The 24,306-nt window shown below is 35.1% G+C and carries 21 protein-coding genes and 1 tRNA gene; 3 read left to right on the top strand and 19 right to left on the bottom strand.

Annotated features, from left to right (window positions below):
- Positions 1 to 17: 17 nt before the first annotated feature.
- The 11 genes from prfB to recC form a co-directional block, all read right to left on the bottom strand.
- Positions 18 to 1,116, bottom strand: a protein-coding gene (prfB, locus tag A9G40_RS11865) for a peptide chain release factor 2 (protein WP_141675263.1) whose coding sequence is annotated in 2 segments (ribosomal slippage) — positions 18 to 1,040 and positions 1,042 to 1,116 — 1,098 coding nt in all. Because the reading frame shifts where the segments join, the coding sequence is not laid out codon by codon here.
- Positions 1,117 to 1,301: 185 nt separating this feature from the next.
- Entirely contained in the window at positions 1,302 to 1,928 is a 627-nt protein-coding gene (locus A9G40_RS11860; protein WP_065583205.1) for a Fe-Mn family superoxide dismutase, read from the bottom strand.
- Positions 1,929 to 2,064: 136 nt separating this feature from the next.
- The gene (locus A9G40_RS11855) at positions 2,065 to 2,892 is read right to left on the bottom strand and encodes a VanW family protein (protein WP_065583204.1); all 828 of its coding nucleotides are present in this window, start codon (positions 2,890 to 2,892) and stop codon (positions 2,065 to 2,067) included.
- Positions 2,893 to 2,926: 34 nt separating this feature from the next.
- Positions 2,927 to 3,655 (bottom strand): type 1 glutamine amidotransferase, encoded by a 729-nt coding sequence (locus A9G40_RS11850; RefSeq protein ID WP_065583203.1) that lies wholly within the window; start codon positions 3,653 to 3,655, stop codon positions 2,927 to 2,929.
- Between the two features lie 204 nt (positions 3,656 to 3,859).
- Positions 3,860 to 3,935 (bottom strand) — tRNA-Asn (locus A9G40_RS11845).
- Between the two features lie 80 nt (positions 3,936 to 4,015).
- The gene (locus A9G40_RS11840; protein WP_065583202.1) at positions 4,016 to 4,597 is read right to left on the bottom strand and encodes a YiiX/YebB-like N1pC/P60 family cysteine hydrolase; all 582 of its coding nucleotides are present in this window, start codon (positions 4,595 to 4,597) and stop codon (positions 4,016 to 4,018) included.
- The gene (locus A9G40_RS11835; protein WP_065583201.1) at positions 4,581 to 5,168 is read right to left on the bottom strand and encodes a biotin transporter BioY; all 588 of its coding nucleotides are present in this window, start codon (positions 5,166 to 5,168) and stop codon (positions 4,581 to 4,583) included. The genes A9G40_RS11840 and A9G40_RS11835 overlap by 17 nt, the downstream gene beginning before the upstream one ends.
- Before the next feature lie 153 nt (positions 5,169 to 5,321).
- On the bottom strand, positions 5,322 to 5,954 hold the full coding sequence (locus A9G40_RS11830) for an MBL fold metallo-hydrolase (protein WP_065583200.1): 633 nt from the start codon (positions 5,952 to 5,954) through the stop codon (positions 5,322 to 5,324).
- Between the two features lie 4 nt (positions 5,955 to 5,958).
- Positions 5,959 to 7,362: a DHA2 family efflux MFS transporter permease subunit gene (locus tag A9G40_RS11825; RefSeq protein WP_065583199.1), complete on the bottom strand. Its 1,404-nt coding sequence runs from the start codon at positions 7,360 to 7,362 to the stop codon at positions 5,959 to 5,961.
- A 341-nt stretch (positions 7,363 to 7,703) separates the two neighbouring features.
- Complete coding sequence (locus A9G40_RS11820; RefSeq protein ID WP_065583198.1) at positions 7,704 to 8,495, bottom strand: TatD family hydrolase; 792 nt, start codon at positions 8,493 to 8,495, stop codon at positions 7,704 to 7,706.
- Positions 8,496 to 8,505: 10 nt separating this feature from the next.
- On the bottom strand, positions 8,506 to 11,712 hold the full coding sequence (recC, locus tag A9G40_RS11815; protein WP_065583197.1) for an exodeoxyribonuclease V subunit gamma: 3,207 nt from the start codon (positions 11,710 to 11,712) through the stop codon (positions 8,506 to 8,508).
- A gap of 766 nt (positions 11,713 to 12,478) precedes the next feature.
- Between recC and A9G40_RS11810 the strand changes: the two genes are divergently transcribed.
- A complete protein-coding gene (locus tag A9G40_RS11810) occupies positions 12,479 to 12,691 on the top strand; it encodes a Flp family type IVb pilin (RefSeq protein ID WP_065583196.1) in 213 nt (70 codons plus the stop codon).
- A gap of 689 nt (positions 12,692 to 13,380) precedes the next feature.
- Here the strand turns inward: A9G40_RS11810 and treC are convergent.
- The 6 genes from treC to A9G40_RS11785 all read right to left on the bottom strand — a co-directional run bounded on the left by treC (position 13,381) and on the right by A9G40_RS11785 (position 20,919).
- Positions 13,381 to 15,054: an alpha,alpha-phosphotrehalase gene (gene treC, locus A9G40_RS11805; RefSeq protein ID WP_065583195.1), complete on the bottom strand. Its 1,674-nt coding sequence runs from the start codon at positions 15,052 to 15,054 to the stop codon at positions 13,381 to 13,383.
- Between the two features lie 74 nt (positions 15,055 to 15,128).
- Entirely contained in the window at positions 15,129 to 16,556 is a 1,428-nt protein-coding gene (treB, locus tag A9G40_RS11800) for a PTS trehalose transporter subunit IIBC (RefSeq protein ID WP_065583194.1), read from the bottom strand.
- Positions 16,557 to 16,734: 178 nt separating this feature from the next.
- A complete protein-coding gene (gene treR / locus A9G40_RS11795) occupies positions 16,735 to 17,697 on the bottom strand; it encodes a trehalose operon repressor TreR (RefSeq protein ID WP_065583193.1) in 963 nt (320 codons plus the stop codon).
- 35 nt (positions 17,698 to 17,732) lie between these two features.
- Complete coding sequence (locus A9G40_RS15070; protein ID WP_176700494.1) at positions 17,733 to 17,897, bottom strand: hypothetical protein; 165 nt, start codon at positions 17,895 to 17,897, stop codon at positions 17,733 to 17,735.
- A 209-nt stretch (positions 17,898 to 18,106) separates the two neighbouring features.
- Positions 18,107 to 19,219, bottom strand: coding sequence for a 5-methylcytosine restriction system specificity protein McrC (locus A9G40_RS11790; RefSeq protein WP_065583192.1), 1,113 nt, complete (start codon positions 19,217 to 19,219; stop codon positions 18,107 to 18,109).
- Positions 19,219 to 20,919: an AAA family ATPase gene (locus A9G40_RS11785; protein ID WP_065583191.1), complete on the bottom strand. Its 1,701-nt coding sequence runs from the start codon at positions 20,917 to 20,919 to the stop codon at positions 19,219 to 19,221. The genes A9G40_RS11790 and A9G40_RS11785 overlap by 1 nt, the downstream gene beginning before the upstream one ends.
- A gap of 465 nt (positions 20,920 to 21,384) precedes the next feature.
- On the opposite strand from A9G40_RS11785, the gene A9G40_RS11780 reads away from it, so the two are divergent.
- Positions 21,385 to 21,912: a hypothetical protein gene (locus A9G40_RS11780; protein WP_065583190.1), complete on the top strand. Its 528-nt coding sequence runs from the start codon at positions 21,385 to 21,387 to the stop codon at positions 21,910 to 21,912.
- Positions 21,913 to 21,941: 29 nt separating this feature from the next.
- On the opposite strand, the gene A9G40_RS11775 is transcribed toward A9G40_RS11780, so the two are convergent.
- The gene (locus tag A9G40_RS11775) at positions 21,942 to 22,271 is read right to left on the bottom strand and encodes a winged helix-turn-helix transcriptional regulator (RefSeq protein ID WP_065583189.1); all 330 of its coding nucleotides are present in this window, start codon (positions 22,269 to 22,271) and stop codon (positions 21,942 to 21,944) included.
- A gap of 185 nt (positions 22,272 to 22,456) precedes the next feature.
- Between A9G40_RS11775 and A9G40_RS11770 the strand changes: the two genes are divergently transcribed.
- Positions 22,457 to 23,092: an NAD(P)-dependent oxidoreductase gene (locus tag A9G40_RS11770; RefSeq protein ID WP_065583188.1), complete on the top strand. Its 636-nt coding sequence runs from the start codon at positions 22,457 to 22,459 to the stop codon at positions 23,090 to 23,092.
- A 395-nt stretch (positions 23,093 to 23,487) separates the two neighbouring features.
- On the opposite strand, the gene A9G40_RS11765 is transcribed toward A9G40_RS11770, so the two are convergent.
- Positions 23,488 to 23,994 (bottom strand): NADAR family protein, encoded by a 507-nt coding sequence (locus A9G40_RS11765; protein WP_065583187.1) that lies wholly within the window; start codon positions 23,992 to 23,994, stop codon positions 23,488 to 23,490.
- Between the last annotated feature and the right edge of the window lie 312 nt (positions 23,995 to 24,306).

Below are 24,306 nucleotides of genomic sequence, written 5' to 3'. Positions count from 1 at the left end.
ATTTATAGCCAAGCGGTTTATAAGCCTGCTTTTAAGCTTTCTTCAATAAATTGATCTAAATCGCCATCTAATACGGCCTGCGTATTACGCGTTTCAACGCCAGTGCGTAAATCTTTAATACGTGAATCATCAAGCACGTAAGAGCGAATTTGACTGCCCCAGCCGATGTCAGATTTGTTTTCTTCCATCTGTTGTTTTTCGGCATTTTTTTTCTGCATCTCAAGCTCATACAGTTTTGCTTTTAACTGCTTCATAGCTTGATCTTTATTGCTATGTTGTGAACGGTTATTTTGACACTGCGTCACAATACCAGTTGGAATATGGGTAATACGTACGGCAGACTCGGTTTTATTCACATGCTGCCCACCGGCACCCGATGCACGGTACACATCAATGCGAAGATCGGCTGGGTTAATGTCGATATCAATATCATCATCAATTTCAGGATAAACAAATACTGACGAAAACGAGGTGTGGCGTCGATTGCCTGAGTCAAATGGGCTTTTACGGACAAGGCGATGCACCCCAGTTTCCGTACGTAACCAACCGTAAGCATAATCACCCGATACTTTAATCGTTGCTGATTTAATACCGGCAACATCGCCATCAGAGACTTCCATCACGTCGGTTGCAAAGCCTTTTGATTCAGCCCAACGCAAATACATCCTAAGTAACATTTCAGCCCAATCTTGTGCTTCAGTGCCTCCTGAGCCTGATTGGATATCCAAATAACAATCTGCGCTATCGTAATTGCCTGAAAACATACGCCGAAATTCAAGGCCGGCCAGTTTTTTTTCTAGTTGATCAAGTTCGCTGTTTGCTTCATCGAAAGTCTCTTGATCTTCCGCTTCAATAGCCAGTTCAAGTAAGCCTTCAACATCGTCAAGACCTTGCGTTAATGAATTGATAGTATTGATAATTTCATCTAGTGCGACGCGCTCTTTACCTAACGCTTGCGCTTTTTCGGGATCGGCCCAAACTTCGGATTGCTCTAATTCAGCATTGACTTCTTCGAGCCGTTCTTTTTTTACATCATAGTCAAAGATACCCCCGAATCACAGCCGTGCGTTCGGTAAGTTCTGCTATCTTTGATTTAACAGGATTAATTTCAAACATGATTTAAATTGATTTGCTCAGTTTTATGATTTTTTACAAGCGTTCATTGTAGCGGATTTGGGCATAATTTAGCAATTGCCAATTACCGTTTTGACTTAAACTTGATGAATAAAGTGCTCAGCGAAAAGTAAAAATAGCGCATAAAGCGCCATCTTTTTAGTTGAAGATATTTAGTGCAAGCTAGGTTATTTTTTTGCTTCAGCGTATAGCTCAGCAACTTTATCCCAGTTAACCACATTCCAAAATGCACCGATGTAATCAACACGACGATTTTGGTATTTCAAATAATAAGCATGTTCCCAAACATCAAGCGTTAGGATAGGTGTACCAAAAACGCCAGCAAATTTATCCCCCATTATTGGAGAATCTTGGTTAGCTGTTGAAACCACTTCAAGTTTACCATTTTGTAATACTAACCAAGCCCAACCAGATCCAAAGCGAGTGGCTGCCGCTGCTGCAAATTTTTCTTTAAATGCATCAACTGAACCAAAATCTTTTTCGATGGCAGCTTTAAGTTCACCTTTTAGTTCGGTACCGATTTTTAATAATTCCCAGAAAAGCGTGTGATTAACATGACCACCTACATTATTTTTAATGCCAGTAAGTTTATCAGCCGGCACTTTATCTAAATTTTTTAATAAATCGCTTGGGCTAAATTCTTTAATTTCAGCAGGTAAAGTTTCAACGATAGCATTGGCATTGTTGACATAGGTTTGATGATGTTTATCGTGATGAAGATGCATCGTTTCAGAATCGATATAAGGTTCTAATGCATCATAAGCATAAGGTAAAGGGGGTAAAGTATAAGCCATGAAATTTGCTCCTTTCATATATTAGGTATTATCAACTACTTTATCTTATGAGTATACGGGCTATTAGAATAGCCCTCAAACTATCACTTAGATAGTTAGTGGCTATCTGTGATTAGGCTGATGATTATTTTTCTAATTAGCTTTCATTACTTGCTATAAATGGAGTATACATCATAATTGCATGGTTTTCGCTGATGAGCTTTTCTTCGACATGGTTATCAATTAAATGTGTTTTGCGTTGCCATATTTTATTATGTCTGGTGTAGCCTCCCCACCACTGTTGTTCAATGCGATGATCGGTTTCTAGGATTTCATAATGATGAGTTAAGGGGATATTAGCAAGTAATTCACCATGTAAATATTGATCATCAAGCCAAAGATTAAGCCGGTAAGTGGTATTAGTTTTATTGAGTAATTGTAAATCTACATAGTTATAAGACAAGGTCGCGCCACAAGCAAAAGGAATTGTACGATTGATATCGGGGAAAACATCAAAACTATGCCGCCAACGCTCCATAATGGTGAGATCAGAATGTAACACAATCCAATAAATCAAATTACCTAATTGGCATAATCCACCACCAATATCTTTGCCTATCTGTCCATTATGTAATGATAGCCCTTCTAAAAATCCTCGTTTTTTGGATGGACGCCCTACTTTTTGCCAGATCGAAAAACGTTGATTGGGCTTAATGATTGAACCATTAAGTTTTTCAATGGCTAATCTAAGATTCGTGATCTTGTTATATTGTAAATACATATCAACATCTTTTAGTGGTCTTAATAAAACAGACTGATGTTTTTTGTGTGAATAACAACAGGTATTATTATTTATGTCGACAGTACTATAAATGTTACGATGTCGCCACCAATCTAATTTTCGTTTTAAGATAAAATACTCTTTGCCTAATTTCAGCCTTAATTTACTGCGTTTTATCGGTTTATCGACAATGATACCTTTCATATTTTCTATTCCCTTATCTACAATATATAATCAGTTATTTTTCTAAAGATGATTGATAGTGCTGGCTCAACTTGTCGAGAAAAGCGAAAAGTTTTTGATTCATTGCCGTGTAATCATGCGAGCGAAGCATTTCAGGCGTATCAACAAAGCGGTAATTGGCAGCTTGATTAAGCTCTTTTTGCGAATGGGCAATCAGCAATTCAACAACTTCAGGCGTGAACTCCATATGGCATTGAAACCCATAAACGAATTTATTATAAGCAATGATTTGCCGAGGGCAGCCTTCACTATAAGCAATAATTTGGGCATCTTTGGTTAAACCAGGCATATCATTGTGCCAATGGCCAACTTCTAATGCACTTCCAAAATCAGCAAATAAAGGATTGGCTTTACCGATTTCAGTTAGTGTAATAGGAAACTTCCCAATCTCTTTTTCTGGGCTTTTGGCATAGTTTGCCCCTAATGCTTCGCCAATTAATTGTGCACCTAGACACACACCAATGACCATTTTACCCGCTTTTATCGCAGATAAGATCACGCCTTGTTCTGCTATGGAATCAAAATGGGCACACTCTTGTTTGGTTGTTGACGGCGATTGTGGACCACCCATAACAATAAGAAAGTCGATATCATCAATGCAATTAGGAAGCGGTTCATTAAGATAAATGCGAGAATAAGTTATAGTGTGATGATTATTTATCGCCCATTGTTCATAAGCTCCAGGCGCTTCAAAAGCTTCATGAATAATAAAATGTATATGCATTAATAAAGACTCCTTGCCTATAAATATTATCACCAAAATCATGGTTCAATGACATTATATATATCTAACAATAAATTTATTATGAATAATTTTTTCGCAAATACAATATAGACTTTTAATATCAACAGGATAAAAATTTGGAATAAAGGAAAGAAGCTGTGTATAAGAAGTAATTTATCTCAGATGGCTTTGGGATTTAGAAGTTGGCTCCTCCAACAGGACTTGAACCTGTGACATACGGATTAACAGTCCGCCGTTCTACCGACTGAACTATGGAGGAACCGAAATGTAGCGCACATATTATAGATTTAATGGCGCTATGTCAATAGTAAAATGATTTTTTGTGTTAATTACCTCCTTTTAGGATAATTCAAGTGTTAGGATTGTCTTGAATAAGTGTTTTTGTCTGAGTAATTGTTGTGGATGCGAACCGAGCTCTTGTTGTGGGATGCTCTGTTTTAGATCGCGATAATAATCAATCCAATAAGGCAAAATTTGATTTGTCGTTACATCCTTAAAATTCATTGAATATAATGCGAAATAATCACTACCTTGTTTAGTTTTAAAGGCATAAGTAATCAGTTCACTGCAATAAAAACCTTCCGCATTGGGATGAAAGCTATGATTGTAAGGTGAACCTAAGCAATGTTTAGCTCGCTTTAATGCATTTTGAATAACAGCTAAATCATGGATCCTACCAATGATATTACGTCTAGCCATACCAACAAAGTCAGGCAAAGATTGTTCAATTACGCCATATTTTTGTGTCGCTTCAATGACGCTATTATTGCCAATATATAAACCGACATGATTGATATTTCTTGTTATCTCATCCATATTAGGCACTGCGCCAGAACGGTTTATAGCATCACTAAAATCATTATCGTCGTTAAGGCTTTGGAAAATGATATCGCCACTTTGAATATTATTGATTTTTAGCACGATAACGCCATAGCGAAAACATTACACAAGTTGCAATAATAAATTTAAGTGCATCAATACCAACAAATGGAAAATAACCCACTTTTAACGCATCAATAAACGTAATATGTAAATAGCCCATTAAATAAACAACGCCAAATACAAATAACAATTGATGTGCAAAGGCAAATGCAATTAAGCCTAAAATGAAGCGACGATCATACCCCTTTTCTGCTGCAAAACCAGCTAAATAGGCACTAAATACATAGCCATATAAGTAACCGGAAGAAGGTGATGCTAGCGCCATAATCCCACCACTGCCATTAGCAAATAGCGGTAATCCCATCGCACCTAAAAAAAGGTATTGGATTATTGCTAATGCGCCTAATTTACGACCTAAAAAAGCACCAATTAGCAATACTGCCAATGATTGTAATGTAAATGGAACAGGATAAGTCGGAATACTAATATTAGCGGCTAATCCTAAAAGTAATGCTGCGCCGGTGGTGGCCAATAATTTACGTTGCCAAGAAGATAAATTGACCAGTGTCGTGATAAATGTTGGATAATACGAAGAGAGTTGTTGTTTCATTATTTTCTACCTTTGATACATAAATAGTAGAACTATAATAGCGCAACGTATTTCAATGTAAACTATTTTTTATATAAAAAGTTTACATTAAGATTAATTTGTTGCTATCTCACTCTAAGATAAAGAGCGGGATAGCAAAAAACAAGGTTTTGCTTAAACTAAGTAAGGATTGCTGATTCGTTCATGACCAAAACTTGACATTGGGCCGTGTCCTGGCACAAAAATAAAGTCATCACCAAGAGGTAATAATTTGTTAGTGATTGATGCAATTAAATCGGTATGATTGCCTCGAGGAAAATCAGTTCGTCCGATACTGCCTTTAAATAATACATCGCCGACAAAAGCCAATTTATCCAAATGATTAATAAAAACAATATGTCCTGGAGTATGCCCTGGGCAAAAAAGCACATCAAGGGTAATTTTACCTATTTGGATCTGATCCCCTTCTTTTAACCAACGATCAGGTAAAAAACTGTCAGTATGTGGAAAACCAAACTGTACGCATTGTTGTGGCAAAGAGGTTAATAAAAATTCATCTTCTTGGCTTGGTCCAATAATCTTTACATTATAATGTTGAGCTAATGTGGTTGCCGCACCAACATGATCCAAATGTCCATGGGTTAATAAAATCTGTTTAATATTTACGCCCAGTTTTTCAACGGCTTTTTTCAGTAGTTCTGGTTCACCGCCAGGATCAATCAATGCGCCCTCCATGGTTTGATCACACCAAATAATGCTACAGTTTTCTTGAAAAGCGGTAACGGGGATGATTTGATACTGAAACATATACTTATCTCCTTGTTTCTTGGTTATGGGTGATTAGATTTTGGCCATCTTCTTTTTTTAGTTGCGCAAAAATAATGCTTGATAGCACTGTAACCACACCGAGTATAACAAATGTTAATTGAAATGCGTGAATAGTACTAGCTGAGTTGCTAATTAATCGCAGTAAAACTGCACCAAATCCTGTACCAAAACTAATAGCAAGTTGTTGATTCACTGCCATTAAACTATTGCCACTACTTGTATTTTCGTTTTCTAAGTTCGCTAAGGTTATGCTATTCATCGCGGTATATTGCATAGAATTGATACCACCGATACAAAATAGCAATAAACTGATTAAGATAAGGGGTGTTGATAAATTTAGTAGAGACATTAAAATAATCATCACGCCCGCTAAAATGGTATTAGCAACGAGCACAAAACGATAGCCTAAACGAGCTAAAATACGAGGAATAACGATTCGAGTACAAATTGAAGCAATAGCCATTGGCATTAGCATCACACCGGCAAAAATAGCCGAGTAGCCAAAACCGACCTGTAATAACAAGGGAATTAGAAAAGGTACGCCAGATATACCTAATCGGCAAATTAAATTGCCAATAATACCTATTTTGAACGTATGAATCTTAAAAAGTGATAGGGGAAATAATGGTGTTGGTTTCTTTTTGGCATACCCATAATAGATAAGTAAAAAAAAGAAGCTGATTGCGGCAAGTAGCAATGAAAAATAATATGTTTGATTTTGGTTTAAAACCTCTACACTTAAAGTGGCACTAACAAAGGCAATCACAATAAATATAAAGCCAAACAGATCAAAAGGCATGCGTTCACCCTTTAGATTCGGCATATATTTCCAACTAATTATCACGCCTAAAATACCAATGGGTAAATTAATAAAAAACACCCAATGCCAACTCACCATATCAACCAAATATCCCCCTAATACCGGTCCCAAAACAGGTCCAATTAAACCGGGAATGGTGGCAGTATTTAAGGCGGCTAAAAAATCACTACGCTTAAAAGATTTAATTAATACTAAACGTGATATCGGTACCATCATTGAGCCACCAATACCTTGAATAACACGCGAGATATCTAAAAAAATTAATGAATTGGATAAAGCACAAAGCAATGAGCCAAGTGTGAACAGTGAGACAGCCATCACAAAAATATTTCTAGTGCCAAATTTATCCGATAAAAAGCCACTGACTGGAATAAATAATGCTAGGGTTAAAGCATAACTTATCACTGCCGATTGCATATTTAAGGGTGATTCATTAAGATCTTTTGCCATCGTGGGAAGCGCAGTGTTTAATATCGAGGTATCAAGCGATTGCATAAAAAATGCAAATGCTGCAATCCATGGTAATATTCGATAAACAAAAGGCGGTAACTGTAATTCGCTATTCATTTTAATTTGGCCTGAAATTAATTTAAATGCTAGGTGAGCGGTTGAATATAAGCTCGGAAAATTAAGCTCTCTTACTACCTATTTTATGAAGAAAGAGAGCAGATGAATGCCATTTTACAATATTATTTATTAATTATTGGTTTTTTTCTTATTTTTAACAGGTCTATCTTGCCAATAGCCAGCTAGTAATCAACCTAAATTATTGTGCCAAACCGAAAATACTACAGCAGGCAGTGCTGATAAAAGAGGGGGTATAGAGAAAACAAACAGCTGATTACATAGTCTGATCATATAAACCTGCGATGAGTTTAATAAAATCATTCTATAATAATAAAGTTATTTTAGTTGCTTTGTGTGATTTTTATTCTATTAATGCTACTAAATAGCGTTAAGGTATTTGTTAAAATCGTGTTCAGTATGTGATCTGCTGATTCATTGCGTAATTGGGTCAAAATTTTAAATACTTCAGCGATATATTCAGGGCGATTTATTTGTCCTTGGCGGCCACTTAATGGCATATCGGGGGCATCAGTTTCAAGCACAAGACATTCTAACGGTAATTGAGCAATCGTATTGCGAGTTTTGTTCGCTCGTTCATAACTAATTACGCCACCTACACCAATATAATAACCCAGCTTAACAAATTGCATGGCTTGCTGATAGCTACCTGAAAATCCATGTATTACACCACGACAAGGTAAGTTGGCTCGGTGTAATTCGTGGTACATAATATCGTGCGCTTTGCGTGAATGAATCAAAACGGGTAAATCAAACTGTTTGGCAAGCGCTAATTGTGACCTAAAAAATAATAATTGTTGTTGCCAATCAATACGTAAATCATAGCGATCGAGTCCGATTTCACCAATGGCAATTAATTTTTTAGGTTTTTGTTTAACAATATTGGTTAACCGCTCTAAATCAGCCATGGTATGTTGATAAATAGGATGCAATCCCAAAGCGGCATAGAGTTCATAGTAATTATCCGTTAGTTGTAAAACAGTATCAAAATAGTTAGCACTAACTGCAGGTATGATTAACCCAACAATACCCGCTTGGCGAATCTTATCTATTGAATCGGCAAGATAATCGGTAAAAGGTGGAAAATCAAAATGACAATGTGTATCAATAAACATAATACCCCCCTTATTTTACCGTTGTTTGATGTAATAAAATAGGCAATAAAAACCGCTGGCAAGCAAATATAATTTGTTCAATTAATGCATCCGTTAAGTCAGGGTAAAGGCGAGTATAATAACTGTCGCACTCAGCAGATCGGTTAAATCCGCCTTGCCAAGTATTTAAAAGCTGATTGGTAGCTTTATCGCTCGCGACAATCTCACCGGTTTTTTTATTATAAGCAGCCATTAACCAACTCCATGCGCTTTGTACTGGCAATAATAAAGGCTGATTAATACCGTGTAAATAACCCTCCACTAATGTGGTTAATATCGCAATTGCTTTATCATGGGGTAAGTGTAAAAAACGCCACTCAGTATCTTCCCGGCCATAGAGGCGGCTTTGATTTTCAACTTGATCTGGATTTAAGATACAATAAACTAAATGATCAATCCACAGTGAAATACCATCTCGAATCGACAGTTTTGCAGGACGCCATGCCAATATACCGTCTTCTTGCACATGGGTTAACCAACCTTGTAATTGGACATGTTGCCCATTGGTCAAAATAGTTAAATTGACCTCTTGCGTTGTCATAACCAATCGTTCTTGGTTAATTTTATTCGCTAATGGTTGCAATGATTCGACTTGTTTATCATAAATAATTTCACCAAAGGTACCATCGGGTAATTCACCCGTTAACGCTAAACGTTGATAAAAATCATCGTATTGTTGCAGTTCATTGCTGATCAGCTGATTTAAAATCAGCAAGTTCAATTGATAACGTTTTAAACTATCAAGATTAAAATTTTCGGTATCGGGTAAGGTATCATCCAGATAATTGATATAAAAATTAAACCGTTTTTGTAAAAAAAAACGAATAGAGTGTTGGTAAAATCGTTTTAATTCATCGAGATTGATATTATCGACATCAATAACAGGTATTTCACTAATAAATAATTGGCTTTCACCTTGTTGTAATGCCGCAGGTAACCACTCATCGGCATAGCTTTTGGGTTCCTGTAAAAAATTTTGAGGATTAAAGGGTGTGCGTGTATGGTTTACACGTAAAAAATCCAAGCTGTTAGCAAAACTAACCGTGTTTATGGGTATATTATAATATTGGGCAATATAATCCCAAAGTTCATTAACTAGTATAGAGGGATAACGTTCACTGTTATCTTTCATCTCACGACCAATATAACTAATATACAGCTGTTTTTGTGCAGATAAAATTGCCTCTAAAAAAAGGTAACGATCATCGGTGCGACGACTGCGATCGCCTCGTCTTGGATGCTGTGCGATTAAATCAAAGTCAAGTGGAAGCGACATTCTTGGATAATCCCCGTCATTCATTCCCAATAAACAAACAACTTTAAAGGGAATGGAGCGCATTGGCATCATGGTACAAAAGTTTATCTTACCGACTAAAAAACGATGTGCTAAATGATTTTGTTCTAAGCGTGATTGCATGGCATCATGCAAAATCGTGATAGAAATATTTTCCATATAATTGGCTGACAGACCACTATTAGTCAACGCTTGCCACTCTTGTGCTATCATCAATAAAATGGATTCACGTTGTGAATTGCTGACAAAAAAATCATTAATTAATTCAAGACAACAAGGCTGCCAATCAATGAGTGGTTTTTCTTCGTTTAAGATAACAAACCACTTATTTACCACTTTAATAAATTCGGCTAATTGACCGATTAATTCGGCATCTAAACCGGTTGCACCATCATAAGGTAATATCTGTTGCCACCCCCCATGCTCACTACTCATCGTATAGCCAAGTAATAACCGTTCAAGCCCAAATAACCAACTATGTGCACTATCAAGCCCAAAACGAATGCCCGATTCCACAATCCAAGTTCGTAGCAAGGCTAATTGCGATTCACTAATGGCAAATTTTTCGGCAATAGCAGGGATTTCTAATAAGTTAAATAGCTCTTCGGCCGTAAATCGGCTTTGAGGAAAATTTAAGATAGTGAAAAAACCTTGCACAATCGGATCAATATTTCGGGCTTTTTGATCAGAAATAGTAAAAGGTAAAAATCGCTTTCCAGAAGCATTTGCAAAAACAGCGCGAATATAAGGAACATATTTATCAATATCCGACACCATAACAATGCAATCACGTAACTCCAATGTAGGATCTTCATCAAAAACCGATAACAGATAATCATGTAACACTTCAACTTCTCGCTGTTCACTATGGCAGGCATGAAATGAAATGGACTTATCCATAGGTGACATATGTTTATTACAAAATTCGCTTTGATAAAGATCCAAAATATCTTGTTGTATGGTCTGTAACAAACAAGAACAATCCAGATCGACAAACGCTTCAATATCTTGCTTATGGCTAAATTCTTGTAGTAAAAATAGATTATCTCGACCTAATTTCCCCCACGAAGTTAACAATGGATTAGGGATTTTATCTGGTGTGTTTTCGATATCTGATAATTGTTTTTCAACAATATCTCCCCAATACCATTTACATGGATTATTAAACATTAAATGGACATCAATATGTTGCCCAAGTGCTGAAAGTAATGAGAGATAAATAGGGGGAAGCGAAGTAATACCAAAAATAAAAATACGATCAGGTAACGGATCTAAACAAGCACGATCAAAATGTTTATCTAACAAAATCTCAAGCATTTGCTGATAAATATTAGCCCGATGATAAGGTTGGCTGATAGCTATTAGCTTACGCCAAAGCTCGGCTTGCCACGTTTCATCAGAATGATAATTTAATTCGGCAACAGTTTGATTGGCTTCCCATTTTGCCAGCCAATCAGGGCGATAAACTAAATATTGGTCAAATAACCAAGCGATACGAGTTGCTAATTGATAACGTTTTCTATCGTGTTTATCATCATTAAGATAATGGCTAAGTGCAATAAATTCAGGCTGCTTAATAACTTGGGGTAATAAGTAATATAAACGCCACGTCATTGATTCAATATTATAACTATTTTCAGTTGGCGCATTGGGTAACAATTTTTGGTATAGCTGCCAAATAAACTGTGTAGGAAAAAGAAAGTCAACATTAGCCACAATACCCAATTCATCAGCTAACGCAATTTGTAACCATTGTGCCATACCTTGACTTTGCACCATAACGATATCAGGTATGAATACGTCCTCTAATGGTTGTCTGAGCATCAATTCACTTAATAGTGTCTTAAGCAGATCAACTTGGTTAGAATGATAAATGATAAACATATTAGTGTAGCAGCAAATTTGATAAGGTTGTTTAGGATTATCGCTGATCGTTACTAATAAATCTAGCCATCTAAAAACTATTCTTCTACTTTATATTTTTGCTTAATTTTGGCTAGATGTTCTTGCAATGTAGCATTAAATGCCTCCACTATCCATTTAGGTCAGCCTTGACCTTTAATGATATCATGGTTGGTTGAATTAAGTTTCTTGTTCCCATTTGTATTTACCATCTCTCAGGCTAGCTAAGTCTTTATCGAGCACATCAGATGGCAAACAATAACGCTTCAATAGTTAATCAAGGTTGAAATTATTTTTTGCTACTTAATTTAATTGGCAAATTGCCAACTACAATGTCGATCAACATAAAACAACAGTTTTTTCATATCTGTATTAAACCAGATTAAACACGACTAGCATCGTTAAATTTCTCTCATTCTGATTAACGAAGTTTACTCATCGATTACTCGATGAGTGTTTCAATACATTCAATAGAATTGCAACAAGTCTTTGCTGTTTATGCTTATTGGTACAATCGCAAACAATGACATTCATCGTTAGGTTGACCAACAATAGAAAGTAACGAAAACCGACTTCTTAATCTAATTGCTTGAATATTGCTATTTCTCTGGCTTTTTTATTGATATTATTCTTTAATTTTTACGAATAATTATTGTTTCTTTGGTGTTAAAGTTATATAATCGACGAGCCTTATAAAAATTGAAAGAACTAGGTTTACGCAATAAAGGAAATATTTAGGGAGAAAGTTATGGTGTGCTTATCGGGTCTTAGCACTCAAATAAGAGCTTTTTTAAATAAATCTATTAAAAACAAACAAGGTGTGATTGCCATTGAATACGCCGTTGTTGCTGCAGGTTTAGCAGCAATTATTGCAATTATTTTTAGCACAAACGGTCCAGTTAGCTCAACGCTATATTATATATTTACCCAAGTATCAGCGAAAATAGCTACCGTAATTTAGCTAATGTTCCCCCCGCCTTTTCCTACTTGTGTGAATAATCAATGACAATACTGGAAACGTTAATTTTAAATAGCTCTGGTCATCTGATGTATTGAGAAATTTGGCATTGCTAAAGCTTTTCCAATTTGCTCATTAATTTTATGCTAAAAATTCCACCTATTGTTTTTTTAGATTATATTTTTTGTAAAATTTATTCAGAATTTTATACCGTTTAAATATGAACAATTATATAAAATGAACTGTTTTAATGATTATAGACAAAATGTCGCCGTATGTTAATAGACATTTAGTATGTATACGTTAAATAGAGCATTAGATATTTAATATCTTTCCTTATAATATTACACTTTACTCTTCCGCCTTATTTATCTTATAAGACAAGGTAAATATTGTATTTCCTTACTCGATTGGCTAGATCGCCAGGTAGGTTAGTGAATGTTTGCCATTGATAGGATTTGTATGCGCTATTTGATCCTAAATTAAGCCTCCGCACTAACCAAATTGAATAGTACATGGTTTGCCACCCATTGTGACGACATAATAGGCATTCAGCGATTTGATACACGAAATGTCAAATTCAGCTAAGGAAATATAAATTTTGGTTAATATGTACAAGTTTTTATATCACTTACTACCATTATGATCATATAAAAATAGGCAATCTATCTTTGATTGCCCATATTGCTTGCTTAATTATTTTGTTGTAGCCAATACATTGCTTCATAAGGCCTTAATGTTATTTGCGAACCTAAGAACGGGCTATCTGGATAATTACTTAATAATTGACTCCAGTTTAGATGTTGTAATTGTGTTGGTAATTCGTAATTGATTTTTTTATCAGTAAGATTAATTATTACCAATAGTTGTTGCTGATAGTAACTACGTACATAAACCCAATAATCGGCAATATTTGGGGTAAAATCGTGATAGTCACCTAAAATAAAAATCGGATGCTGCTTGCGGAGCGCAATTAAAGTTTGATAACAATAAAACACTGAATCGGGATTATTGAGTGCAGTGTTAACATTAATTTGTGGATAATTATCGGCAACCTCAATCCATGGTTCACCTTGCGTAAAGCCAGCATTAACTGAGTTATCCCATTGCATTGGGGTTCGACTATTGTCTCTGGATTTGCTGGCTAAAATGGCTAAGATTTCCTGCTTTGTCATGCCTTGCGCGAGTTTTTCTTGATAGATATTCAGGCTTTCAACATCGCGATATTGAGTAATATCCGTAAAATGAGGGTTAGTCATACCAATTTCTTCACCTTGATAAAGATAAGGTGTTCCTTGTAAACCATACAGCAACATGGCTAGCATTTTGGCCGATTGTGTATGATATTGGTTTTCGTTGCCAAGTCGCGATACAATGCGTGGCTGATCATGATTACACCAAAAAATGGCATTCCATGCTTGATTATGCATGCCCGTTTGCCAATAACCGATAATTTTTTTAAGCTCAATTAAATCAGGTTTAGCTAAACACCACTTATAGCCATTAGGATAATCGACTTTTAGATGATGAAAATTAAAGGTCATAGTCAATTCTTTACCATCTAATGCGGCATATTTTCGGCAGTTTTCTAGTGTGGTTGATGACATTTCGCCAACCGTTTTCAACTGATAGGGTTGAAACACATTAGCACTCAGATCCTGTAAAAATTCATGAATACGTGGGCCATCGGTATAAAATCGTCTTCCATCACCATTTTCATCATTAGGAAAATTCTGTTGTTTAGATACTAAATTAACCACATCAAGCCTAAGCGCATCGACCCCCTTATTCGCCCAAAATTGACACACTTTCTTGATTTCATCACGAACGGTTGGGTTTTCCCAGTTGAGATCGGCTTGTTCTTTAGCAAATAAGTGTAAATAGTATTGCTCCGATGGTTGATGCCATTGCCACGCTTTACCGCCAAATTTTGATAACCAATTATTTGGCTCTGCTCCATTTGGAGAGGCATCTTTCCATATGTAAAAGGAGCGGTAAGGGCTATTTTTATCTAAAGCTGCTTTAAACCAAGGATGCTGGATTGAAGTATGATTAAACACCATATCCATCATAATTCGGATATCTCGTTGATGAGCTTGTGCAATGAGTAGCTCAAAATCAGCCATTGTGCCATAGCTTGGATCAATATCGTAATAATCCGAAACATCATAACCGTTATCAATTTGCGGCGACGGATAGATTGGCGTTAACCAAATGGCACTAATTCCAAGGTTTTTTAAGTAATCTAATCGCTTAATAATACCTTGTAAGTCTCCAGTTGAATTTGCGCCACTAGCTTGAAAACTTTTTACATAAATTTGATAGATAGTCCCATTTTGCCACCAAGGAATTGTAATTTTGTTCATTGTGCACTCTTTTTGTTAATCAGTTAATCACTTATCGTTTAGTTAATACAACGATAAAAAGTGACATCAATAAGTTAGCGGATATTTAACGTGCCTTGCTTCTGTTTTATTTTATAAACTAACGAGGTTAAAACAATCGGAACGACAATTGCTACCAACATAGCAACGGCATAAATTGACCAATATATCGGTTTGATAGTTAATATGCCAGGTAAGCCACCAACACCAATGCCATTAGACAACACGCCAGCTAACCCACAAATTAATCCAGCTAATGCCGAGCCAATCATGGCGCATAACATCGGGAACTTATAACGCAAATTAATGCCATACATAGCAGGCTCAGTCACGCCTAAATAGGCTGATATCGCCGCAGGTACAGAGACTTCACGTTCATTTTGTTTTTTACTGGCTAAAATAATACCAACCACGGCTGAAGCTTGAGCTATGTTAGATAAAGCAATAATGGGCCAAATTGGTGTTCCACCCATACTATTGGTCATCTGCATGTCAATAGCAAGCGTGGTGTGATGAATACCTGTAATCACCAGTGGTGAATAAATAAAGCCAAAAATAGCCGAACCAATAAAGGCATAATCACCTGTCATTAAGTATTTAACAATATAAGCAATACCATTACCTAACATGCGGCCAAATGGACCTAAAATAAAATGGGCTAAAAACACAGAAACAAGAAGCGCACCAATCGGCACAATCACTAGATTCAAGTAATCAGGTACAATTTTGCGTAATCGTGTTTCGATCCAACCCAACGCTAAACCAGCAAAAATAGATGGAATCACCTGCGCTTGATAGCCGACTTTTTCGATACTAAACCAACCAAAATCCCAAACATCAGGTATTTTACTGCCAAGATCATAAGCATTCATCAATTGTGGTGAAACCAAAGTGATACCTAAAACAATACCTAAAATTGGCGATCCTCCCATCTTTTTCACAGTAGACCAACAAATGGCAACTGGTAAAAAGTGGAAAATCGCTTCGCAAGGTAACCAAAGTATACTGTAAATTGGAGCCAGCCAATGATAGGTTTGTATAAGCGGCTTACCATCAATAGTTGGCATTTCGCCAATAATATTACGTAATCCAAGTAATAAACCACCAGCGATTAAAGCTGGTAATAATGGCACAAAAATTTCCGCTAAGTTAGAAATAAACCTTTCAAAAAAAGACATATTCTTTTTAGCTGCAACTTTAGTTTGCTCTTTGCTTGCTTCATCTAAATTTAATTGCTGGATCAATACTTTGTAATAACTATCAACATTGGTACCAATGATAACTTGAAATTGCCCAGCATTATTAAAACAACCTTTCACAAAAGGCAGTTCTTCTATAGCTTGGACATCAGCTAGCTTAGGATCAACTAAGGCAAACCTCAATCTTGTTAGACAATGGGTAACACTGGCAATATTTTCTTTCCCACCAATCAACTCGATCAATTGCATTATCGATTGGCTAGTTAATTGGGTATTTTTAGCCATAAAAGGTCTCCTTTAAATTAGAATTAGCCTTTTTATTTCACTAATAATCTGGCTATTTTGAATATAGATTAAGCATAGATGGAATTGAATAATTAATAAATGGGAACGTTCCCTTTTTTGTGATTGATATCACAAATTAGAGCAAAATAAGCACAAATTAAATAAAAATAACTACGGGTTAACTTATTAAATAGCAAGGAATGGTGATACTTTTCAGCTCAAATTGATTTTGTAACATATTCAGTAACTCTTGAGCCGCATAACTACCGGCTTTATCAAAACCGAGTTCAACTGCACAAGTCTTAGGGAAAAGAAAACTCAGTAGCTCACTAGTGCCAATACTACCAACCACAATATGTTCAAACTGTTTTTCGTGTAAGTATTTATTTAATCCTAATGCGATGCTATCTGTTGCACAAACAATTGCCGATGGGTTTTGTGCTAATACCGGTATGGCGAGCTCATAGCCTGAGCGATAACTTAATTGACCTAAGGCTGCATTTGGGATCAGTTGATATTGCTGACAAAAATTCAGATAAGCTTGGTAACGCCGAGCGCCAGTGGTCTGGTCTTGTTGATCAATACCAAGATATCCAATTTTTTGATGTTTTTGTGAATGATATAAATAGGTAAGTAGCGTGTTTACTGCTCCTATATCATCATAACAAATACAAGTATGAGCAGGAAACTTTCTGGCAATCACCACACTTTTATTTTGCCAGAAGGGTAATAATGAATGTTCAAGCCCAGTAAAAGCAAAAATAACCACACCATCAGCTTGCTTGTCTTTTAGCATGGATAAATGCTCTTTAACTTTAGCAGCACTAAATTGACTCTCCATAATAATAGGATCATAACCATGCTGATAAAAAATAGGCAACATGCTGCGAACAGCTTGATTTTCTGACCATGAATCAAGACGGGTCACAATAATACCAATGACCTTATTGCCATAACCACGCATGGCTCGAGCTGATTTTGACGGCGTAAATTGATGCTGTTCAATCATTGCCATTACCTTGGAGCGTGTACTGGCTTTAACCATTGGGTCATGATTGATCACCCGTGACACCGTCGATTTGCTTACCCCACAAAGCTTTGCAATATCTTTAATCGTCAAATTGTTTGAAGATATGCCCATAATAAATTTAGCCAACAAAAATCAATAAAATCATACTAATCTATTTTAGAAAAAATAGCGATTTTAGATTGTTGATATCGACTTGATAAACTAGCGACACAATTAATGACTAAAACAAAAAAGATGAAAAATTTCATTGCATTTCTATATAAAAATCGTTCAGGAAAGCCATTGATTTTATTGAAGTTTTTATTTGACATTTTTAAGTGAAATCAAGCAGTTATAAGGTGGATGCTGCCTGTAGTACTGTTAGATTTCAAGTTGTTTCCTTTCACAATATCTTGAAATTATTATCAATAAGCTTTCAGAAATGAACTTTCAGATTAAACCCTGTTTCAATATGATATTTAGGTTTTCCATTTTGACTGTTTGGTTTTTTAGCAAAAATTATCACAGCATCCAATTTAAGCTAGTAAGGTAAAAAATCATTTAATAATGCCAATAAGCTCTCTTTGATTTTTGTATTATCTTGGGTTAAATCAATAGTACAAAATGATAATTTATGTCCTTGAATAGTCATATTTTCATTCACCGTCGCACCGACAGTTGGGTATAGCAACATGCCAGAGGCGCAAACCGATAAAGGATCACTATCTTTTTCCTGACTTCTTAAATAAGCATACAATTGATAAAGGTGATGACTACTAAACGAGTTAGATCTAAATCGTGTTTCTTTTAGAATTGAAGTACATTTAGTATCAATAATTAAACGTTGTGTATGACCGCGATTTTCAAGAATTAAATCGGTTTTCATAGTTGGCAAATAGGTGGTGATATTATCAGTCGCATTGCTATATTGCCAATTTAATTTTTTACCCGCATAAATAGTCCATTGCCGAGGATCTAAATTTACACGATAAAAGCCAACTATCGCTTTTTCAAATAATTCACGTAACCAATGATCGGTTTTTTTTAGTTGTTCAATGGTATGTAATCCTTGGAATTGAGTGGGAATTGACAAGCTAAAAATCAGTTTTGCTAAAGAGATTAAAGTATTATCTTTAAAATTTGCATGGTTAAAACGCTCCTTTTCATAGCAATAATACGTTGTTTGACCAATTTTCAACGCAGTAAATTGATGAATGATTTTTCTACATTGTTCAATTAAGCTCGCATCTTTCAATTGTTTTACTAATAGATGAGCCGCAGCATGAATATAGCGATTTTTAGGGGTATCAATCGTTAAATCATCATATCGACATTGAATTTTACCTTTTGCCAATAATTGCTTACGCTGAGTAGTTAAAACCTCTATTTTTCCTCTGACACGATTAAGCGCTTTTGTTGTGAGCTGATAATCTGCGGCAAGATGATGTATTAACCATTTATTTGCTGCCTGACAATATAGTTTGGCAGCGAGCATTATTAATTCCTCTGGGTTATTTTCTAGTTCTATTCTCTGCTTTTGCCCTACAGTTTTATAATAATCAGAAGCATAGAGCAAAAGTAGCCATATGTTTCTAATTGGTATTTTGGCAACGGTCGTATTGGTTAATAGCGGATGATTATTTATTGTGGTCATTATTGTGCATTACCTAATAATATATTCATCGCATCGCTAAATTTTTCAGGCTCGCCAAACCAATACTCTTCTAATAGAGGCTCGATTTCTGAACGAACAATATGTTCAAACCAATCTTGCGCAGCCATTTCTTGGTTAGGACAAGTAAAATAGCTATGTCCAATGGTAAATGCCTTGCCGAGTGAACTATCATTACTAATATATTGATTTAATGCCTCTATACGGTGCCTTATATCTTGTAATTGTTGCGGTGAAAAGGCGTGTTTTTCTTGCACATAGTTGAGCCAATTTTCGCCAAAATGAGGACTTAAATGGTAAAAGGCAAAACGACGACGTAAAGCAAAATCGAGCATCGCTAACGAACGATCGGCAATATTCATAGTGCCGATAACATAAAGATTGGCGGGAATAAATACGCCTTTTTCATTTTGGTGTTGGTATGTTAATTCTAATGCCTCATTTGGATTTCGTTTATCAGCTTCAAGTAGCGTTAACATTTCACCAAAAATTTGTGCTGGATTGCCACGATTAATTTCTTCAATCACAATCACATAATTTGATTGAGAATCTCTCCTTGCTTGATTAATTATCTCTAAAAAAGGTCCATCAATCAGCGCTAATTTTCCATCACTGGTTGGTCGATAGCCGCGGATAAAATCCTCGTAAGACATATTAGGATGAAATTGAATTGCTTTGATATTCTTTGAATCTTTATAACCAACAATAATATTCGCTAAACGCTTGGCTAACCATGTTTTACCTGTCCCTGGTGGACCTTGTAAAATAATATTTTTTTTAAACCTTAAGCTATTTAATATGGCTTGCAACTGTTGTTTATCAACAAAACAACCTTCATTGATTAAATTATCCAAGGAATAAGATTGCTTCATTATTACTGGCTCAGTCGTGTCTTGATTATCTGAACTGTCTTTTTCTAGATAGCTTGCATCTGTCTCTAGTAATTGGTATTTTCCATTTCCCAAAAATAACAAAATATTATCATTTCTCAGTTCTTGAAGCCTATTATCAATGCTTGATTTTATCGTTTTATTATTAGGAAATAATTGCTGAATTTCTTCTTTATAATGATCAAGAAATTCCGATCGAGTAAATATATTATCATTTTTCTGATAACATAATTGTTTAACACGACTTAATACAATATCTTTCCAAGTATCATTACTTGATTCGTTCATATTGTCAGCATTGTTATTACTATTAACATTGTTACTATTAATATCCCCATACCGTGAACGCCAATAAGGAGCATTACGGAACACGTCAATTTCTTGTGGCTTATCATCAAAAGTAAAATTAATTAATTGTTCTGAAAACCAATTATCAGCTTTAACTTGCCAAATGACAGCGACATTAGTGTAAAAATACCACTTTTTATTTAAATCAGTTCGTTGCCAATTGACTTCCAATAATTTACCATCGCCGTAGTTCTTTGTTACGACCCCAATAGCCTTAATTTTCATAACAGAAACATTAAGGCCTTTATTATCAAAGGGTAAATTGTGCTTTTCCGTATAAGTTGATTTGATGGCAATTTTGTCACCAACCGCAATTGAACGCACTAGCTTTAAATATTTATCGTTATAACCACTTTCCCAAATGCCTGCACTAATAAAGTGATCGGTTTGATCTTTGCCATTATAGCTAGCACTCAAAAACCAATATGTTTTTGTCCCGTCCAATTGCTTTCCTTTCTGATTATGTTATTTATTTTTATGCATATTTTAAACTAATTTATTGTTAACCAAAAATAGAATGTTGATAATTTTTTGCTGACTATTGTTATAAAGTTATTTATGTTTTTACAATACATAATCAAATAGTTAAATAATAAAAAAGTAGATGGTTTTGAATAAATCTATTAATGACTTAAAAGTGTTGTGCATGCATATCAGATTGAATTTTTTTACATAAAATGATCTTGTTACTAGGCAAAAGAAATTGGTTAAGTTAGGTTATAAAATTATGCATCCTAATACATTGTCAATCACATAACTGATATAGGATGTAATATCATGTCCACCATTTTACCATTGCAATTAAAATGACTTTATTTAACTAAATTTTGATAAGCGCTATTCGATAAAATTATTTTTTGCAATAATACGAAATAATTGAAATGATGATTTTAAAAGGAAAATATAAAGGTGTCATACAGATTTTTATGCAGTTCACTGCTTATTTTCGGCTTTTCAACATATGCATTAGCGATCGAAACAAATAATACCATTGAGTCACAATTTAAAGCGGCTTTATTATGCAAGGTTGATCCAATTGATGGTCGTGATGCAAAAGTGGTTAAACAACTCAGCGAGCAAAACATTACCGTAAAAAATTTAGAAGAAGATGGACTGATTAATTTAGAGTATCACTTTGCTAAACCGCTGGAAATAATGAATACCACTGTGTCACAGATTAAATATCAAGGCGATAGTGGTTCATACTTTTATGCGATTGCTAAAGGTGATATAGATACATTTGCCAAATCAATGGCAGCAACCCCAATCCCTGCCGATTTAAAAGAAGCAATGTCTTGGGGTGATATAGGTCAATATTATCAATATACAGCCCCAGTCACGGAAGAAAATCCTTTTCCTAGTATCATTCTTATCGGCCGTGACAAAAATGTTAAATCAGATGAGTTTTATTTTGGCTGTGAAGAATTTGACGGCTAATCATGATTAATTTAAGGATGGGTAAAAGGTTACTCATCCGCTTTTAATTTGTAAGCCTTTCCCCACGCTAACATGGCATCATGTACCTGTTTTAGACTTTGTCCAACCTCAGTTAACGTATATTCAACCCTTGGTGGAACCTCGGCATACACTTTACGGGTTAATAGCCCACTTTTTTCCATAGCTCGCAGGTGCTGAGTTAAGACTTTTTGCGATATGCCAGTCAGCGATTTTTTTAGTTCACCAAAGCGTTTGGTTCCCGTAAGTAAATCACGCACAATTAATATTTTCCATTTGTCACCCATTAACATTAATGTGGTTTCAACAGGACAAGGTGGTAACTTTTCATTAAGTGACATAAATAATAAATCCTTTAAATTCAATAATAATATTATTTTGGTAACTATCTTACTAATTAGTACCTACTTTACAATAGAAACGTTGAATACTAATCTAAAAATACTTATTTAGTAACTAATTTTTTCGAAAAGATATTTATTAAATTTAAAAAATATTAATTTAAACAATACGAAAGGAGTATACAATGAAAATTGCTGTAATTGGTGCAAGCGGTAAATCAGGCTCATTAATTGTTAAAGAAGCGCTTTCACGTGGGCATGATGTCACGGCGATTGTACGTAAGCCAACTTCTCACGTCGATCCAAAAGCAAAAGTATTGGTTAAAGATCTGTTTGATCTGACTTATGAAGATTTAAAGCCTTTTGATGTGATTGTCGATGCTTTTGCCACATGGACACCAGAATCATTGCCATTACATCAAACCAGCTTAAAACACCTTACTGATATTTTAAAAAATAGACCTAATCGATTATTAGTTGTAGGTGGTGCAGGAAGCTTATACGTTAATCCAGAAAATACTATTCGTTTAGTCGATACACCTGAATTTCCTGATCAATTTAAACCATTAGCGACTAATATGGCTAATGCGCTTGATGAACTTAGAAAATGTGATGATGTGCAATGGACTTATTTAAGCCCTGCTATTGAGTTTATTGCGGATGGAGCAAGAACAGGCCACTATAAAGCTGGCGGTGAGCAAGTGTTATTCAATAATAAAGGCCAGAGCCAAATTAGCTATGCCGATTACGCCATTGCAATGATTGATGAAGCAGAAAACGCTAAACATATTAAGCAACGCTTTACCATTGTTACTGAATAATCACACTAAAATAGCGTGATTAAGTTTTTTGAGTAGTTATAGAGATTTATGTTAAACAATAGCTAGTAGAATAATTCAGAAAAATTTTTAAACCCTTTACACTTTTATTTATTGTTTAGCATTGTACCTCGTTTTAAACGTTTTTAGCGTTTAGTGAAACACATTAACCCAGAGCCATAACCCAAAGGGAGCGAGAGGATCCCTTTGGGTCATTTTATCGATACTCTCGTAAAGTGTTGCCTACGGTAAATTGCCCTACCAAGCGAGAATAATTTTGTTTAGACTTTAGTGAAAAGCAGTAAATTATTGTCGATAAGGCTTCAGGTAATATGGTATTTGAGTATACAAATCTACTTATTGGGGAAAATATACCTAAAAATGTAAGTCCGCCTTATTTAATAACTTAATTTAGATTGTTCTTTTAATGCCTTGCGCACTGCCATCAAAACTTCACCTAATAAGTTTTTTCCTCGCCATTTGGCCATATTAAATCGCATTTCATCATCCATGCTTAAACCGATTCCCCAAACTTTATCATAAGGGCTGGCTTCTGCTAAAACTTTATCTTTGGTTGATAATAACGATTTTTTAAGCTCCGCATTTTGAGAAAACTTTGCATAATTACCTTTAAAAACAATTTTTTTCTTATTGTTATCCCATATCGTTTCATCAAAATTACGCACAGCTTGCCCGATCTGCTTTTGCATTTTCGAGGAAGTGATAGATAAAATGGTATTGGCGCTTTCTACATCTTGAAATAACAATGCTTTAGCATACATCATCCACTGCTCTGCACTAGTAAATGTAATATTATCAATGACAAAATGGCAAGGGTACCATTGAGATAAGTAATTGTCAGGACTAAAAAAGAAAATCATTTTCTTTTTTCCAACTTGTTTCATCTTTTGAAATCGCTCCTTGTTTAGAATAATCAAGCTAAAAATTCATTAACGTACAAATAAAACCTAACCATTGATAAAAGTAATACATATTGTATTGGGCTATCACATAATTTCCAATTTAAATACATTCTATCAAATAACAAGCTTCCAGATACCCTAAGCATAATATCTTTTCTTCTCTATTTTACAGCGATATTGACTTTGACTGATTTAGCTAGGATTTTGCGCTAATTATCGCTAAAATACAGTGCAAACTAGGTTGGTTATAAAACCATTAAAAATAACCCTATTTTTATACCAAGATAACATTAG

The organism is Gilliamella sp. Nev3-1 (genome assembly GCF_001690435.1).
Taxonomy (GTDB): domain Bacteria; phylum Pseudomonadota; class Gammaproteobacteria; order Enterobacterales; family Orbaceae; genus Gilliamella; species Gilliamella apicola_C.
Note: the sequence above shows the minus strand (reverse complement) of the source record. Positions and strands in the feature narration are given on the sequence as shown.